The organism is Flavobacterium sp. N502536, assembly GCF_025947345.1.
Classification (GTDB): domain Bacteria; phylum Bacteroidota; class Bacteroidia; order Flavobacteriales; family Flavobacteriaceae; genus Flavobacterium.
In genome coordinates, this window is record NZ_CP110011.1 from 270065 (window position 1) to 285674 (window position 15610).

Consider the following 15610-nt stretch of genomic DNA (forward strand, 5'->3'; position numbering starts at 1 on the left):
AAATTCTTTTACTCTTTTTAATCTGTGGCAAAAAAACAAACTGAACTTCATGAAAAAGCACTTCATACGTACAGCACTACTGCTTTGCGCTGTTATGATGCATTCGCAGCAGCGTTATTTCCTAAATTCAGATACTCGTTTGTATACTTCAACCAATGCAACCGGTGATTTTTTAGGCTACTTTAAATACGGCGCAGAGGTACAGTTGTTATCGGAAAGTAAAAATGGATGGTATAAAGTAAGATCCGACAATTTCTCTGAAGGTTATGTGCCTGAAAATTTTGTTGCGACCCGATTGAACGCAAAAGATGTTCAAACAAAAGACCGTGAAAACCCCATTCTTGAAGGCAACGACAATTACTATGGCGGTAATCACCTTTTTGTTCTGGTGGCCGGTCTGAAAGCAAGAGCACTTCCTGATAAAAACGCAAAGATCAGGGAGATCTTATTCACCGGTGATCCTGTAGCAGTTAACTATCTTCCTAAAAACCCGGACGAATGGGTAAACATACAAGGCCGAATCGACGACGAATATGCGCAGTATACGCTTGGGAAATTTCTCGGAAAAAGACCCGATTTTAACTCTTTACTCAAAGATTTTGACCAACTCAATGTCAATGCTGTTGCGGAACGAAAAACGATAGGTGAAAGAATTGTCGAATTAGCCTGGAACAGTGACAATACCACACTGGCTCCCGCCTACCAAAGATATTATGAAGTTGTAAAACAGCTCAACGATCCCAAACTTCTTGCGGATACCGAACTGAATATAGCGATTGCCAAAGGATTAGCCAAACACAAAACGTCGGAAGAAATTACCGCTTTCAGCAAAAAAGCCGAATTTGTTTTGAAAGGAGTAAAAACCAAATCGCTCTTCTTCTCCCAAAAAGATTTAGTGAAAGCATTTGGAAATCCTCCCAAAAAAGGAACGGTAAGCGATGAATGTGGCATTTACCTCAGTGAGCTTTTTTATTATTACCCGGATTTTGAAGCCTCTGTAGACGAACACCAAAATAAGGCCGAAATCACCAGAGTTTTCATCAACGAAAACAACAAACTTGTTTTTAGTCCAACGCATTCTCTGGACCACAACCTGTCTGAAAATGCATTTATTGAAAAATACGGGGCCTATATCGGAGCTTCCATAAAAAGTCCGCATTTGTATTCTATCCAGGTGGAAGACAGCGAGTTTAGAATAAAATTCAAAGATGGAAAGTTATTTACCATTGAAATAATCTTCTATTGCTGATTTCAATCTATAATTATTCAATACTTTTACACATTCAAAAAAACTCAAAAATGTCAGTAGCAAAAAAAGATTATAAAAGAATCACAACAAAGTCATTGATCGAAATGAAAAGCAATGGAGAAAAAATCTCAATGCTTACGGCTTACGATTATACTATGGCTAAAATTGTTGATACCGCAGGTATTGATGTAATTCTGGTAGGCGATTCAGCATCCAACGTTATGGCGGGTCACGAAACGACATTGCCTATTACTTTAGACCAGATGATTTATCACGCTTCCTCTGTAGTTCGCGCTGTAGAGAGAGCCTTAGTAGTGGTAGATTTACCTTTTGGAAGTTACCAGTCGGACCCGAAAGAAGCTTTGCGTTCTGCGATCAGAATCATGAAAGAAAGCGGTGGACATGCTGTGAAACTAGAAGGAGGAAAAGAAATTAAAGAATCTATCAAAAAAATATTAAACGCGGGAATTCCGGTAATGGGACATTTGGGTTTAACACCACAATCGATCTATAAATTCGGAACTTACAGCGTTCGTGCAAAAGAAGATCAGGAAGCTGAAAAGCTAATTGAAGATGCTAAACTCCTGGAAAAAATTGGTTGTTTCGGTATTGTTTTAGAAAAAATTCCGGCACATTTAGCAGAGCAGGTTGCCAAAAGCATCTCTATTCCCGTGATCGGAATCGGAGCCGGAGGCGGAGTAGACGGACAAGTGCTCGTAATTCATGATATGTTAGGAATGAACAATGAATTCAGCCCTCGTTTCTTACGTCGTTATTTAAACTTATACGAAGAAATGACCAAAGCCATCGGTCAATATGCTGCCGATGTAAAATCTGCAGATTTTCCTAACGAGAGGGAACAATATTAAGTTTAGACTTACTTAGATATTAGACTTACTTAGACTTGCTTAGATGTTAGACTTTTTAGATTTGTTATTTTAGAATTAAATGTACAAAATCTAAAAAGTCTAAATTCTTCTAAAAATCTAAATAAATCTAAGCAAGTCTAAGGAGTCTAAGAAAGTCTAAGGATGTCTAAGCAAGTCTAAAAATCTAAAAAAATGCATCAGTTTAAAGAGCTTCTAATTTGGAAGAAAAGCAGGTTATTTTGTTCTAAAATTTATAGTGCAACAGCTAATTTTCCGAGTGAAGAAAAATTCGGAATAACAAATCAATTGAGAAGGGCTTCCGTTTCTATTGCTTCAAATATAGCAGAAGGCTCTTCAAGAAATTCGAATAAAGATTTTGCCCGATTTTTAGAGATTGCGATTGGCTCAGCCTATGAAGTAGAAACACAACTTCTTATATCATCAGATTTAGGCTTTATAAACGAAGAAAACTTAACCGAACTAACAAATCTGTTAGAAGAAATAATTAAAATGACATCCAGATTTAGGGCAACTTTATTATAAAGTCTAAGAAGTCCAACATCTAAGAAGTCTAAGCAAGTCTAGAATGAAAATCGTTTCCAACAAAAACAACCTCCAAATCCTGCACGAAGACAATCATATTATTGTGGTCAACAAGCGTGTGGGTGATATTGTACAAGGAGATAAAACAGGGGATAAACCTTTATCAGATATTGTAAAAGAGTACATCAAAGACAAATACAATAAACCCGGAGATGTTTTTCTGGGGGTGATTCATCGTTTGGACAGGCCAACAACGGGAATTGTTGTTTTTGCCAGAACCAGTAAAGCATTGTCGCGCATGAACGAAATGTTCAGCAATCGCGAAACTCAAAAGACGTATTGGGCAGTGGTGAAAAACAAACCTCAGGAAACCAAAGCCAAACTAGTTCACTATCTTAAAAGAAACGAAAAAAACAATACTTCCAAGGCCCATTTAAAAGAGGTTCCCGACAGTAAACTGGCCAGTTTGGACTATACGGTTTTTAAAGAACTTCAGAATTATGTGGCGCTCGAAATCAATTTACATACGGGACGTCATCATCAGATACGTGCTCAGTTGGCTGCAATTGGCTCACCTATAAAAGGCGATTTAAAATATGGTGCTGATCGAAGTAATCCTGACGGCGGAATTCATCTTCACGCCCGTAAATTAGTTTTTGTACATCCTGTTTCTAAAGAAAACATCACCATTATCGCTCCTACTCCCGACGAGTCAATCTGGAACGCCATATGATTTTTATGATTTAATTGTTAAAATTCTAACTTTTATCGATTAACTTGCATTGACAAAAAATCAATCGGATTATACATTATGGACTATAAAAACGACATCGCATACAGAAAAGAAACGTTAAAGAAATTGTTGTATAACATTCAAAAAAGCGAGGATTTAATTGTAAAAGCTTTGTACGATGATTTTAAAAAACCCGAATTTGAAGCGGTTTTAACCGAAACCAACTATGTGATTTCGGAGTTGAAAGATACCATCAGAAACATCCATAAGTGGGCAGGACGAAAACGCATTTTACCTTCCCTGCTTAATTTTCCTTCTACCGATTATATTTTTAAAGAACCTTACGGAAATGTGCTGGTGATTGCTCCCTGGAACTATCCGTTTCAATTGGCTTTATGCCCTTTAATTTCAGCCGTAGCAGCCGGAAACAGGGTTGTTTTGAAACCTTCAGAACTGACTCCTCATACTTCGGCCGTAATCGCCAAAATTATCGAAAAGACCTTCCACGTCAGTCATGTTGAAGTATTTGAAGGCGGTATTGAAGTATCCAACAAATTACTGGCGCAGCGCTGGGATTATATTTTCTTTACCGGAAGTGTTGCGGTGGGCAAAATTGTCGCCAAAGCCGCTGCCGAAAATTTAACTCCTGTAACTTTAGAACTAGGCGGAAAAAACCCTTGTATTGTCGATGAAACTGCCAATTTAAAACTGGCTGCCAAACGAATCGTCTGGGGAAAATTTATCAATGCCGGACAAACCTGCATTGCACCGGACTATATATTGGTTCAAAAAAACATGAAAGTCAATTTTATTTCTTTTTTAATAGAAGAAATTCTAAAGGCTTACGGTAAAAAAATAGAGAAATCTCCTGATTTCGCAAGAATCATCAATACCAAAAACTGGGTACGCCTGGACAGCATGATCGAACGTGAAAAGGTTGTTTTTGGAGGGGAAACAGATGCCGAAAACAACTACATCTCTCCTACCTTAATCGAAGAACCTGCTTTGGACAGTCCGGTCATGAAAGAAGAGATATTTGGCCCTATACTTCCGATCTTAACGTACGAAACCGAAGCTGATATTCATAATGTAGTCAGTCATTACGAAAAACCTCTTGCGTTTTATGTTTTCAGTGAGAATAAATATTTTGCCAAAAAACTAATTACCTCCCATTCTTTTGGAGGAGGCTGTATCAACGACACAGTAGTTCATTTCTCGAATAAAAGACTGCCTTTTGGAGGAGTTGGTCACAGCGGTATCGGTGCTTATCACGGCCAGCTGAGTTTTGATATTTTTTCGCACCACAAGGCTGTCGTAAAAAAAGCAAACTGGCTTGACCTGCCCATGCGTTATGCTCCTTACAAGGACAAACTAACGTCCCTGAAACGGTTACTGAACTGGCTATGATGATTAAAAACAATTTCGTAATGTTTAGTAGATTTTTATATGGAATTGATTAAAAATATTATATTTACGCCTCAAATAATCAACTAAATTTTCGGCGACATAAAATAATTCTACCCCAGTTAAAATGAAATCCACATCTGATCAGGTCAAAGACATTAAAAATCATGGTTATACCTTAGATTTTTCAACTGTTTTCAATCATGCTTTTGAAAATTATAAAAAAATAGCCGTTTACGCCGGATTAATGCTACTGGTTTTTTCGGTTCTTTTTGGAATTATCGCCTACATAATACTGCTTACCGCTTTTGGTATCGACAAAATAACAAATGCGAATTTTCTTAATATTCAGCCACAAAACCTGTCGCAAATTCAATTGCTTTATTATATTTTGGGAACCGCATTTGCATCGGCAATTATGAGTCCATTTACTGCCGGATTTTTAAAAATGGCCGATTGTGCAGAAAAAGATGAGGAGTTCAACGTCTCCACCATCTTTTACTATTACAAAACCAGTCATTTTTCACAAATTTTTGCGGCCACCTTCCTTATTTCATTGTTTAGTGTAATCATCACAACCGCTTTAGAGATTTTTAAATTAAATGCATTAGGTCTGGTGTTTTCATTGTTTATTTCCTTTTTCACGTTTTTAACCATTCCACTTATCGTATTTGGAAATTTAAAAGCAGTTGAGGCTGTCAAATCCAGTTGTATTGTAATCGCAAAACAACCTATGGTACTAATCGGACTAATCATTACGATTATTGGGGCTATATTGGTTGGATTCTGTGCGTTTTGTGTTGGAGTACTCTTCACCATTCCGTTCAGTTATTCTATGACATATGCTATTTATCGAGCCATTTTTAAGATTGATCAACAAGATCCTATTGACTCTATCGGTCAGTCTGATCTTTAAAAAATAGAAAATTCCATCAAAAAAGAGCCTAACCTACTCTGTTGAAATTTTCAAAAACTATTTACTAAACCAAACATACCCCCGAATTCTATGGTAGCAAACTATAGTCTCTTCAATTCGTTGATATCAGGAATTGCCCATTTTGGCAGTGCCCTGAAATCAATTATTACGAAGTGGTATGTACTCAATTCCGATATTATCTTTTACAACAACCCTAAGCTCATCATGTTAGGATTGTCTCTGTTTGCTTTTCTGGCGCTTCTGGTGTATCAATTTTTCCGGATCAAAGCCAGAATTGGTTACTTCATCGAAAAAAAACCGGAAGCCGAAACGTTAAACAAAGAATATCAACTTTACATATTATTCTTTGGTCTTGCGGTAATTGTAATCGAAATTATCAATGAAATCTTCAAAATAAGACCCAAAAGCTTACTCGTTGTCAATTTATGTATTGGTTTCTCCGTCCTTTTAGTTTACGTAATAATCGACAAAATTCAGTTTTTACGGGAGCAGGTCCAATCCATATTCATTTCATTCTTCTTTATTTACGTTTTTTACATTGGACACAATATCATTTACCACGAAGATGATATTATTCCTGTAATTGTTTTTCTAATTTCCTTCTACTTTTCCTATAGCATCTTAAAGCCCATAAAATTATACTGGCTTTATATCGGATTGGTTTTTGCCTTTCTTATTGCCACTATTATCTATCAATTAGTTCCAATAAAATCATCCATTTTATTACTTAATTATTGCATCCTGATCTTCATTCTTAATCAGGTTAAATATGCTGTTTTACTCAATAACAGTGATAATTTCAGATTCACCAATGAAATAGTACACAAAGGAAATTCGTTGACAATTGCTACGAACGAAAAAAATGAAGTGCTGTTTTGCAGTGAAACGATCACTTCAATCCTGGGCTATTTACCGGACGAAGTTATGGGACCCAAATTTTGGGATTTAACTACCGAAGCGGACTGTCCCGAAAACCTCAACAACATCAATCACGAAGAAGATAAACTCTACATCCGTAAATTAAAAAGCAAAAACGGGGAGTACAAATACATTCAGTGGAAAGACAAAAAATTTTCGCAGGGTTTAATCATTAGCATTGGTCAGGATGTTACCGAGCAGATTACCGTACGCGATCAGTACAAAAACCTGATTCAGACTGCCACCGATATTATTTTCGAAATCGATGCTGATGGTTATTTTACCTTTATCAATGATTTTGGATTTTCGATCTTAGGGTATAGCGAAAATGAAATCATTTCGCAGCATTACTCTAATTTCATCCATGAAAATTACCAGCGAAATGCCGTCGATTTTTATGAGAATCTGGAAGTAAATGAAAACAATTTTCCGACTATTGAAATTCCAATTTTAAAGAAAAACGGAAAAAAACTATGGATTTCACAAAAGATCATTGTTCGAAAAAATGACCTTGGACAAACCATTGGTTTTGCCGGAATCGCCCGTGATATTACCGAGATCAGAAATATAGAAAACGATAAAAGGAAACGTCTCAAAAAAATTGAATCTTATAACAATTCGACCAACAAATTATCGACTACGGATTTTAGCAAATACGATAATTTAAACACGGTTATCGATTATATCATCAAAGAGGCCGCAACCGTAACCAAAACCAATCGCGTAAGTTTCTGGAAGTACCATAAAGACCTAATCACCTGCAAAAACCTTTTTAGCAGCAACAGTCAGCATTGTAATGACAAAAACATTCTGGATAAAGAATCTTATCCTATTTACTTTGAAACCCTAAAAAGTAAAACCATCATAAATGCACCGGATGTTTTCAACAAACTGGAAACTTCTGAATTTCAAAAACTTTACTTCACCAAGAACCAGATCAAATCGATGCTGGACGTCCCTATTTTTCTAAACGGGCAACTGGCGGGTGTGGTTTGTTTTGAAAGTACTGACGAAAAAAGAGACTGGGACAACGAAGACATCAATTACGCCCGTACCATTTCGGATGTAATCTCATTGGCCATTTCGTCACAGATGCGTTTGGAGGCCGAAAGAAAACTAGAATTTAAGAGTCAGCTGTTGTCTGCGCTTTCGTTATGTACCGAGAAATTTTTGATGAGTAAATCGACTCAGGAAATGTTTCAGGAGACCTATAATTTAATTGGTAAAGCAGCCAAAGTAGATCATATGTACTACTACGAAAAAGATTTCACAACCAATACCGTAAGTCAGAAATACAAATGGTCGAGACAAGGCATTGAACATCAGATTACAAAATTGCAGCGGCTTACCAAAGATCACTTAAGCGAAATTTACGAGGCTGCTCAAAACAAAAAAATCGTCAACACGCTTACCCGTAAACTCGACGATACTTTTTTCAGGCAGTTACTGATCGCAAACGAAATTAAATCAATCCTGATTTTACCGTTGTACATCAACGATATTTTTACCGGTTTTATAGGTTTTGACGATTGTACCAAGGAAAGAAAATGGTCTGAAGAAGAAATTTATATCTTTCAGGTTCTGGCCAATAACATCTCATCGGCACTGGAAAGAAACCGAAACGAAACCAAAATTCTGGAAAGCGAAGAAAAGTTCAAGTTAATCGCCAACAACATTCCCGGCACCGTTTACTTGTCAAAATTTGATGCATTCTCTACCAAAATATTCCTGAATGATGAGATTTTGAACCTTACCGGTTACTCAAAATCTGAATTTATAGAAAACAACTTATCGTTTTTATCCCTTATTCATCCTGACGACAAAGACGAGGTGATCAACAATCAGATCGACAATTTACAAAAGGGAATGCCGCTGCACAATATCTATCGCATCCGACGTAAAACGGGCGAATACATTTGGGTGGAGGAATTTGGAGACGTTATTAAAAAAGGCGATGAAATCGAATTTGTGGGTGGAATTTACTTTGACATTACCAACAAAAAAGAGACTGAAGACGCCATAAAAGCCAAGCAACTGGCAGAAGCCGCGAATAAATCCAAGTCCGATTTTCTGGCCAATATGTCTCATGAAATCAGAACTCCTTTGAATGGAATTATTGGTTTTACCCATTTACTGATGAATACGGGTCTTGAAGAAATTCAGGAAAAATACATGACCACGATCAATCAATCGGCGCATTCGTTATTAGATATTATAAATGATATACTGGATTTCTCTAAAATCGAAGCGGGTAAACTCGAACTTTTTATCGATTTATACGACATTAAAAAAGTCCTCGGACAGGTTTTTGATTTAATCGTATACGAATCCAACCAAAAAAATCTGAGGTTAGAACTAAATGTCGCTCCCGACGTTCCGAAATACATCTGGACCGATATTGTGAGAATCAAGCAAATCTTAATCAATTTGCTTTCGAATGCTGTTAAATTCACCAACGAAGGCTCTATCAAGCTGAATGTTTCTGTTTTGGAAAAAAGCAAAAACAACAATTGTACGATCCGCTTTTCAGTCGTTGATACGGGAATTGGAATTCTCGAAAAAAACCAGAAGAAAATTTTCAAAGCTTTTTCACAGGAAGACAGCTCTACAACGAGAAAATTTGGAGGTACCGGTTTAGGACTGACCATTTCAAATCAATTGCTTGCTTTGATGGAAAGCCGTTTACAACTGGAAAGTAAAATCGATGAGGGAAGTAATTTTTATTTTGATCTGAATTTAAAAACCAGCAATCAGAGCATTAACGACAAATATAAGGCAGAACTTCAAAGCATCAACCTTGACCTGAGTTCTGAAAGCCTGAGTTCTAATCATAAAAACATTACCTTTTTGATTGTAGAAGACAACAAGGTGAATATGTTACTTTTAAAAACCATCATCAAAAACTTGTACAGCGGTGCATACATACACGAATGCGAAAATGGTTATGAAGCGGTGAGTCAGTTTGAAAGCATCAATCCTGATTTGGTTTTTATGGACATTCAGATGCCAATCATGAACGGTTACGAAACCACAAGAGCCATTAGAAACACCATTATCGGAAAAGATATCCCGATCATTGCGGTAACTGCAGGTGCTGAAAAAGAGGAACGTAATAAATGCCTCTCAGCGGGGATGGATGATTATATTTCAAAGCCCATAATGAAAGGCAGTGTAGAGGAAGCTTTAGTAAAATGGCTAAAATAATTTAGAACTAAATCGGACTATTACTGCGCGTTATTCCTAAAAAAAATATAAATTCGTACAACACAAATCCTAATCAACTAAAATTCAAATTACTATGAAATGGCAAGGTAGAAGACAAAGTGATAATGTTGAAGACAGACGATCCATTTCTGGCGGTAAAGTTGCCGTTGGCGGTGGAATTATTGGTATTATTATTTTACTGTTAAATGTTTTTGGCGGCGAAAATGCCCAGATGATCACCCCTATACTGGAACAAATGCAAGGCGGACAGCAATCCACCGAAGCGGCTGCTCCATTGAGCAAAGAAGATGAAGAACTAGGGCAATTTGTGAAAGTTAATCTTGCCGATAACGAAGACATTTGGGGTAAAATATTTGCAGAAAACGGCATGACTTACAAGAACCCAAAATTAGTACTTTTCAGAGGAGCTGTTAACACGGCATGCGGAGGCGCATCGTCGGCATCAGGGCCATTTTATTGCCCGGGTGACCAAAAGGTTTATATGGATTTAGGCTTCTTTGAGGAACTAAAAACTAAATTTGGTGCCAAGGGTGGTGATTTTGCTATTGCGTACGTTATTGCGCACGAAATTGGGCACCACATACAAACATTACTAGGAACCTCAGCAAAAATGCATCAGGCACAGGAAGGAAAGAGTCAGGCAGAAGCCAACAAGCTTTCGGTAGCCCTGGAATTACAGGCCGACTTTTATGCCGGAGTATGGGCACATTACAATCAGAAAAACTTAGACGCAGGTGATATTGAAGAAGCTTTAAGTGCTGCCAATGCGGTTGGAGACGATGCCATTCAGAGTAAAATGCAAGGACAAGTTGTCCCGGATTCCTTTACTCACGGTACCTCTGAACAAAGAATGTATTGGTTCAAAAAAGGTTTTTCTACAGGAGATATCAAACAAGGGAATACTTTTGATGAAATATAATATTCATAAACCAAATTATAACAACCAATTTAGCATGACTTAATCGTCATGCTTTTTTGTTGTTTTTAAATACAACTACTCTTTAAAGTAAAAACTCCCAAGTCGAAACGATTCTCTACATTTTTGTTTTTATTGGGGTCTATTACAAAATATTCAAATTATAAATTTGTATTCGACTCAGGAGAAAGCGGCACAACCTTGACCGTGCAGCTTTTTTTTACTAGACGATATCCTTCCAAAAACTAAATATCTGTTTAGTGGGGTAAAGATAGTAGCACGCTTCCTGCTATTTCATGATAAAAATCATGGAACACTATTTTTAATTGAATAATACCATACTGGATTGCCCTACAGTTGAAACCATAGACCACCATAGAAAAGAATAAAATTTCGGAGATTCCCACAATGGAACAAAGTGGAATTTATAAAAACTGGCGTTTTCAATTCAGCGCACAAAAAAAGCCTTGAATTTCTTCAAGGCTTTAAATTTCTGGGTGGCTGACCGGGTTCGAACCGGCGACCCGCGGCACCACAAACCGCTACTCTAACCAACTGAGCTACAACCACCATTTTTCTGCTTGTGCATTTCTGCTTAGCGAGTGCAAATATATAACTAATGTTGAGTTCTGCAAAGAAAAAAATGAAAAATTTACAGTAAATTTTCTAAACTATTGACTGCCAAACACCTTTCAACAGTAAAACCTTCGGCAAATTCTTTACCAACCAGCCTTCCTAAATCCTTCGCACGATAATCTAAACTTTCAAAGAAGTTTTTACTCGTAATTGGCGTTGCAGGCTCTTTCGAATTCGGATCGTAAAACTGCGTTTTGTATGCCGAAACAGCTTCTACCTTTTTCTTTTCAAAACCTGTAATATCCACTACAAAGTCAGGCACGATGTTTTTCCATTGAATATAATGGTACACCACCTTTGGTCTCCAGGCTTCCTGCCCTTCTCCATCTATCGAGGTTTCGATTTTTGACAATCCAGACAAAAAGCAGGCATCCGACACTAATTTACTTCCTTTACCATGATCAATATGACGGTCGTCAATTGCATTACACAATACAATCTCCGGTTTGTACTTCCGAATCATTTTAATGACTTCCAGCTGGTGCTTTTCGTCGTTTGTAAAAAAGCCATCACGCATGCCTAAGTTTTCACGAACCAGCACCCCTAATATTTTTGCCGCCTCTTTTGCCTCTGCATCTCTAATTTCAGCTGTACCACGGGTTCCCAATTCCCCACGCGTTAAATCGACGATACCTACTTTTTTACCCAGTGATATCTCTTTTAAAATGGTTCCCGCACAACCTAATTCTACATCATCCGGATGTGCCCCAAAGGCTAATATGTCTAGTTTCATTGTTTTTGTTTTTTGTTTTCTTTGTTTTAAGTTTCAAGTTTCAAGTTTTCTTTGTTTCAAGTTTCAAGTTTAGTCGCAGTCTCAGTAACTGAAAACTGCGACTGCGACTGAAAACTCATAATTTCTAACTCATAACTCTTAATACTCTTTTCATCGTCATCGATTTGTTTACGCTTTCCTCCCATTCCTTTTCAGGAACGCTTTCTTTGGTAATACCGCAACCCATATATAAAATGGCAGTATTCTCCTGAATTTGCATGCTTCGTAAATTTACATAGAAATCAGAACTTATATCTTCATGGGCAAAGCTGCTGTTTAACTCTCCCAGAAAACCGGTATAAAAAGTCCGGTCGTAATTTTCATTCTCTATAATAAATGCTTTTGCTTTTTTCTTTGGCAAACCACAAACTGCCGGCGTTGGATGCAGTGTATCGATCACTTCTTCCAAAGTCGAATTGTCATTTAATACTCCCGAAATATCTGTTTTAATATGCCAGATAGATCCTGCTTTCACGCTATAAGGTTCCGTTACCTCAACCGAAGAAGCTACTTCCCGCAATCTCTTGACAATAAAATCGGTTACATATTGCTGCTCGTCCTTTTCTTTTTGCTGCCATAAGATATCGGTTTCCAGCGTTGCTTTCTGTGTTCCGGCCAAAGCCACAGTTTCAAAAACATTGCCATTGGCTTTCAGCAATCGCTCAGGAGTTGCTCCCATCCAGAAACCAATCTTTGGATGAAAAAACACATACGATAAAGTCGTGGGATACAACTGAATCAAATGCTGAAAAGTAGCAACAAAATCAAATTCGGCTAAAGCTACTTTTTCGCTTCTGGACAGCACTACTTTTTTGAATTCATCGTTTTTAATCGCCTGAATTCCTTTTGAAACCAACGTTTCATATTGCAACCTGGCTTCACTATCAAGCTCTGAAGTTTCTATTTCTGTACTTTCAAAAAGAATTTCTTCCTGTACTGTTGTTAGAATTTCAGATTCATTTTCCGGAATCAGTATCAGTTGTTTTTCATCAAAAGAAGCAAAAACAAAACCTTTTTCTTTATAATCAGCAATTTTATGCAGCCTGTCATTTTGCTGCAAAAGCGCAAAAATAGTAGTGGAATTGGGTTTAGAATACATCACAAAAGGCAAACGCTTTTCGTACTGTACTTTAATTTTAGAAAAAAAATCATTCATATTTCTATACTGTTTTCTTTCTGTCCAAAACCATATTGGTCAGTTTGCAAAGCGAAATCAAATTTCCGGCCTCGTCGGTAATTTTAATCTCCCACAGATGAATACTTTTTCCTTTGTGAATGATTCGCGCTGTTCCGAAAACCCATCCTTCTCTGATACTTTTCAGGTGATTGGCCGAAATTTCTATTCCGCGTACTTCTTGTTCATTTGGATTGATAAAAAAGAAGGATGCCGCACTCCCTACACTTTCCGCCAGAGCAACCGAAGCACCGCCGTGTAACAAGCCCATTGGCTGGTGAACAGAAGGGTTTACAGGCATTTTTGCAGTTAAAAAATCAGCTCCTGCGTCAACATATTCTATTTTTAGCGTTTCCATCAATGTGTTTTTAGAAAACTCATTACAGTGTGCTAAAATCTGTTCTTTTGTATAATTCATTAAAATAGACTTTAAAATCGTAAAATTAAAGAAAAGATGAGATACAAATTCGAAAATCACATTCTAAAATTAAAATTCAACTTCAAACATGTAAGTTTTTTGCTATTTTTACAAAAACATTAATATTGATCTGTTGCAAAGATTTTTTTTATGCCACAGATTACACAGCTTATTACCGATTTTTTTTGCTTCAGGCAAAATCATTTAAATCCTTATAATCTGTGGCAAAAAAGCCAAACAAATGCGTCAATACTTTATACTTCTTATTCTCGGATTACTTATAACTTTCAGCTCTTGCCGAACTGATTTTGATACCGTTGCCAGTTCCGGAGATTTGAAGTTTTCAAAAGACACCGTTTATCTGGATACTGTTTTTAAAAATATTGGCTCTGCTACCTACCAGCTTAAGGTGTACAATAGAAGCAAAAATGACATTTCAATTCCGGTCATTCAGCTCAAAAACGGCTTAAATTCAAAATACCGAATGACGGTTGACGGGACGAGCGGAAACAATGGTAAAATCTTCAAGGACGTTACACTTTTAGCCAAAGACAGCTTGTATATTTTTGTAGAAACCACTGCAGATATTACAGATGCCAACCCAACCGACTTTTTATATACCGATAAAATTCAGTTTGACAGCGGTGCTAACCTTCAGGAAGTCGCTTTGGTCACGCTGATTCAGGATGCTGTTTTTCTTTATCCGAAGCAAAATCCCGACGGAAGCAAAGAGAAAATTAAAATTGAAGGCAAAGATGTAGATGGTTTTTATCTCGATGACAATGATCCTGTAAACGGAAATGAATTGCTTTTCACCAAACAAAAACCCTATGTTATCTACGGATATGCTGGAGTTCCCAAAAATAAAACCGTCACTTTCGAAGCAGGAGCACGTGTGTTTTTCCACGCCAATTCAGGACTTTTTATTGACGACAAAGCCTCTTTACACATTAACGGAACAACATCTGCAACTCCTAAATTAGAGAATGAAGTGGTATTTGAAGGCGATCGCTTAGAGTCACTTTACGACAATATTCCGGGGCAATGGAACTCGGTTATTTTTGCGAACGGAAGCACCAATCACACCATAAACCATCTTACTCTGAAAAATGCTGTTATTGGTTTAAATTTCAAAAATCCTGATGCTGCTTCGACTATTCAAATCAAAAATACTCAGATTTACAATTCTGCCGAATACGGAATACTAGCTCAAAATGCCCGCATAAACGGAGAAAACATCGTTATTAATTATGCCGGTCTGGCCAGTTTGTCCTGCGTATATGGCGGAAATTATAAGTTCACACATTGTACTTTCAACAACAGCTGGTCCAACAATTCACAATTTGCGGTTCAGCTCAGCAATAGCCTGGCCAATGCCGTACCGGAAACAAATCCGCTGACACAGGCAACTTTTAACAATTGTATCATTTACGGATCGGGCACTAATGAATTCAATCTGAGTAAAAATGCTGCGACAGCCTTTGTATATCAGCTCAACAATTGCTTAGTAAAATTCAGCAGTTCTACGACCAATCCCGATTATCAATTTAAAACAGATCCCGCGCACTACAACCAGATCATTCTAAACGAGAATCCAAAGTTCTTTAATGTAGCCAAGAACCTGTTCAACATTGACAATACTTCTGCCGCTTTCGCGAAAGGAAATCAGGCTTATAACGTTCCTCAGGATATTATTGGAAAAACCAGAACTTCTCCACCGGATTTAGGAGCTTATCAGAGTGCGGCATTTCCAAAATAAAGACTACTGAAAAAATTGCTCGCTAAGACGCAAAGTTTTTTTCCTCTTTACACATCT

At 37.3% G+C, this 15610-nt stretch carries 12 protein-coding genes and 1 tRNA gene; 9 read left to right on the forward strand and 4 right to left on the reverse strand.

Annotated elements, in window-relative coordinates; translation table 11 throughout:
* Positions 1 to 49: 49 nt before the first annotated feature.
* From OLM61_RS01185 to OLM61_RS01220, 8 genes are all read left to right on the forward strand, one after another.
* Positions 50 to 1249 (forward strand): SH3 domain-containing protein, encoded by a 1200-nt coding sequence (locus OLM61_RS01185; RefSeq protein WP_264524713.1) that lies wholly within the window; start codon positions 50 to 52, stop codon positions 1247 to 1249.
* A 50-nt stretch (positions 1250 to 1299) separates the two neighbouring features.
* The gene (gene panB / locus OLM61_RS01190) at positions 1300 to 2118 is read left to right on the forward strand and encodes a 3-methyl-2-oxobutanoate hydroxymethyltransferase (RefSeq protein WP_264524714.1); all 819 of its coding nucleotides are present in this window, start codon (positions 1300 to 1302) and stop codon (positions 2116 to 2118) included.
* A gap of 192 nt (positions 2119 to 2310) precedes the next feature.
* Positions 2311 to 2661 carry a four helix bundle protein gene (locus tag OLM61_RS01195; RefSeq protein WP_264524715.1) on the forward strand — a complete coding sequence of 117 codons (351 nt, stop codon included), beginning with the start codon at positions 2311 to 2313 and terminating at the stop codon, positions 2659 to 2661.
* Between the two features lie 43 nt (positions 2662 to 2704).
* Positions 2705 to 3394 (forward strand): RluA family pseudouridine synthase, encoded by a 690-nt coding sequence (locus OLM61_RS01200; RefSeq protein WP_264524716.1) that lies wholly within the window; start codon positions 2705 to 2707, stop codon positions 3392 to 3394.
* A gap of 78 nt (positions 3395 to 3472) precedes the next feature.
* On the forward strand, positions 3473 to 4801 hold the full coding sequence (locus OLM61_RS01205) for an aldehyde dehydrogenase (RefSeq protein ID WP_264524717.1): 1329 nt from the start codon (positions 3473 to 3475) through the stop codon (positions 4799 to 4801).
* Between the two features lie 124 nt (positions 4802 to 4925).
* Positions 4926 to 5714, forward strand: a complete 789-nt coding sequence (locus OLM61_RS01210; protein WP_264524718.1) for a hypothetical protein — start codon at positions 4926 to 4928, stop codon at positions 5712 to 5714.
* Between the two features lie 90 nt (positions 5715 to 5804).
* A complete protein-coding gene (locus tag OLM61_RS01215) occupies positions 5805 to 9857 on the forward strand; it encodes a PAS domain S-box protein (RefSeq protein WP_264524719.1) in 4053 nt (1350 codons plus the stop codon).
* 94 nt (positions 9858 to 9951) lie between these two features.
* Positions 9952 to 10797, forward strand: a complete 846-nt coding sequence (locus OLM61_RS01220) for a neutral zinc metallopeptidase (protein ID WP_264524720.1) — start codon at positions 9952 to 9954, stop codon at positions 10795 to 10797.
* Between the two features lie 493 nt (positions 10798 to 11290).
* On the opposite strand, the gene OLM61_RS01225 is transcribed toward OLM61_RS01220, so the two are convergent.
* The 4 genes from OLM61_RS01225 to OLM61_RS01240 all read right to left on the reverse strand — a co-directional run bounded on the left by OLM61_RS01225 (position 11291) and on the right by OLM61_RS01240 (position 13794).
* A tRNA-His gene (locus OLM61_RS01225) sits at positions 11291 to 11364 on the reverse strand.
* Between the two features lie 82 nt (positions 11365 to 11446).
* Positions 11447 to 12163, reverse strand: coding sequence for a bacillithiol biosynthesis deacetylase BshB1 (gene bshB1, locus OLM61_RS01230; protein ID WP_264524721.1), 717 nt, complete (start codon positions 12161 to 12163; stop codon positions 11447 to 11449).
* Between the two features lie 124 nt (positions 12164 to 12287).
* Positions 12288 to 13358 (reverse strand): chorismate-binding protein, encoded by a 1071-nt coding sequence (locus OLM61_RS01235; RefSeq protein WP_264524722.1) that lies wholly within the window; start codon positions 13356 to 13358, stop codon positions 12288 to 12290.
* A 4-nt stretch (positions 13359 to 13362) separates the two neighbouring features.
* Positions 13363 to 13794: a PaaI family thioesterase gene (locus OLM61_RS01240; RefSeq protein WP_264524723.1), complete on the reverse strand. Its 432-nt coding sequence runs from the start codon at positions 13792 to 13794 to the stop codon at positions 13363 to 13365.
* A gap of 241 nt (positions 13795 to 14035) precedes the next feature.
* On the opposite strand from OLM61_RS01240, the gene OLM61_RS01245 reads away from it, so the two are divergent.
* A complete protein-coding gene (locus tag OLM61_RS01245) occupies positions 14036 to 15553 on the forward strand; it encodes a hypothetical protein (protein WP_264524724.1) in 1518 nt (505 codons plus the stop codon).
* Positions 15554 to 15610: the final 57 nt, after the last annotated feature.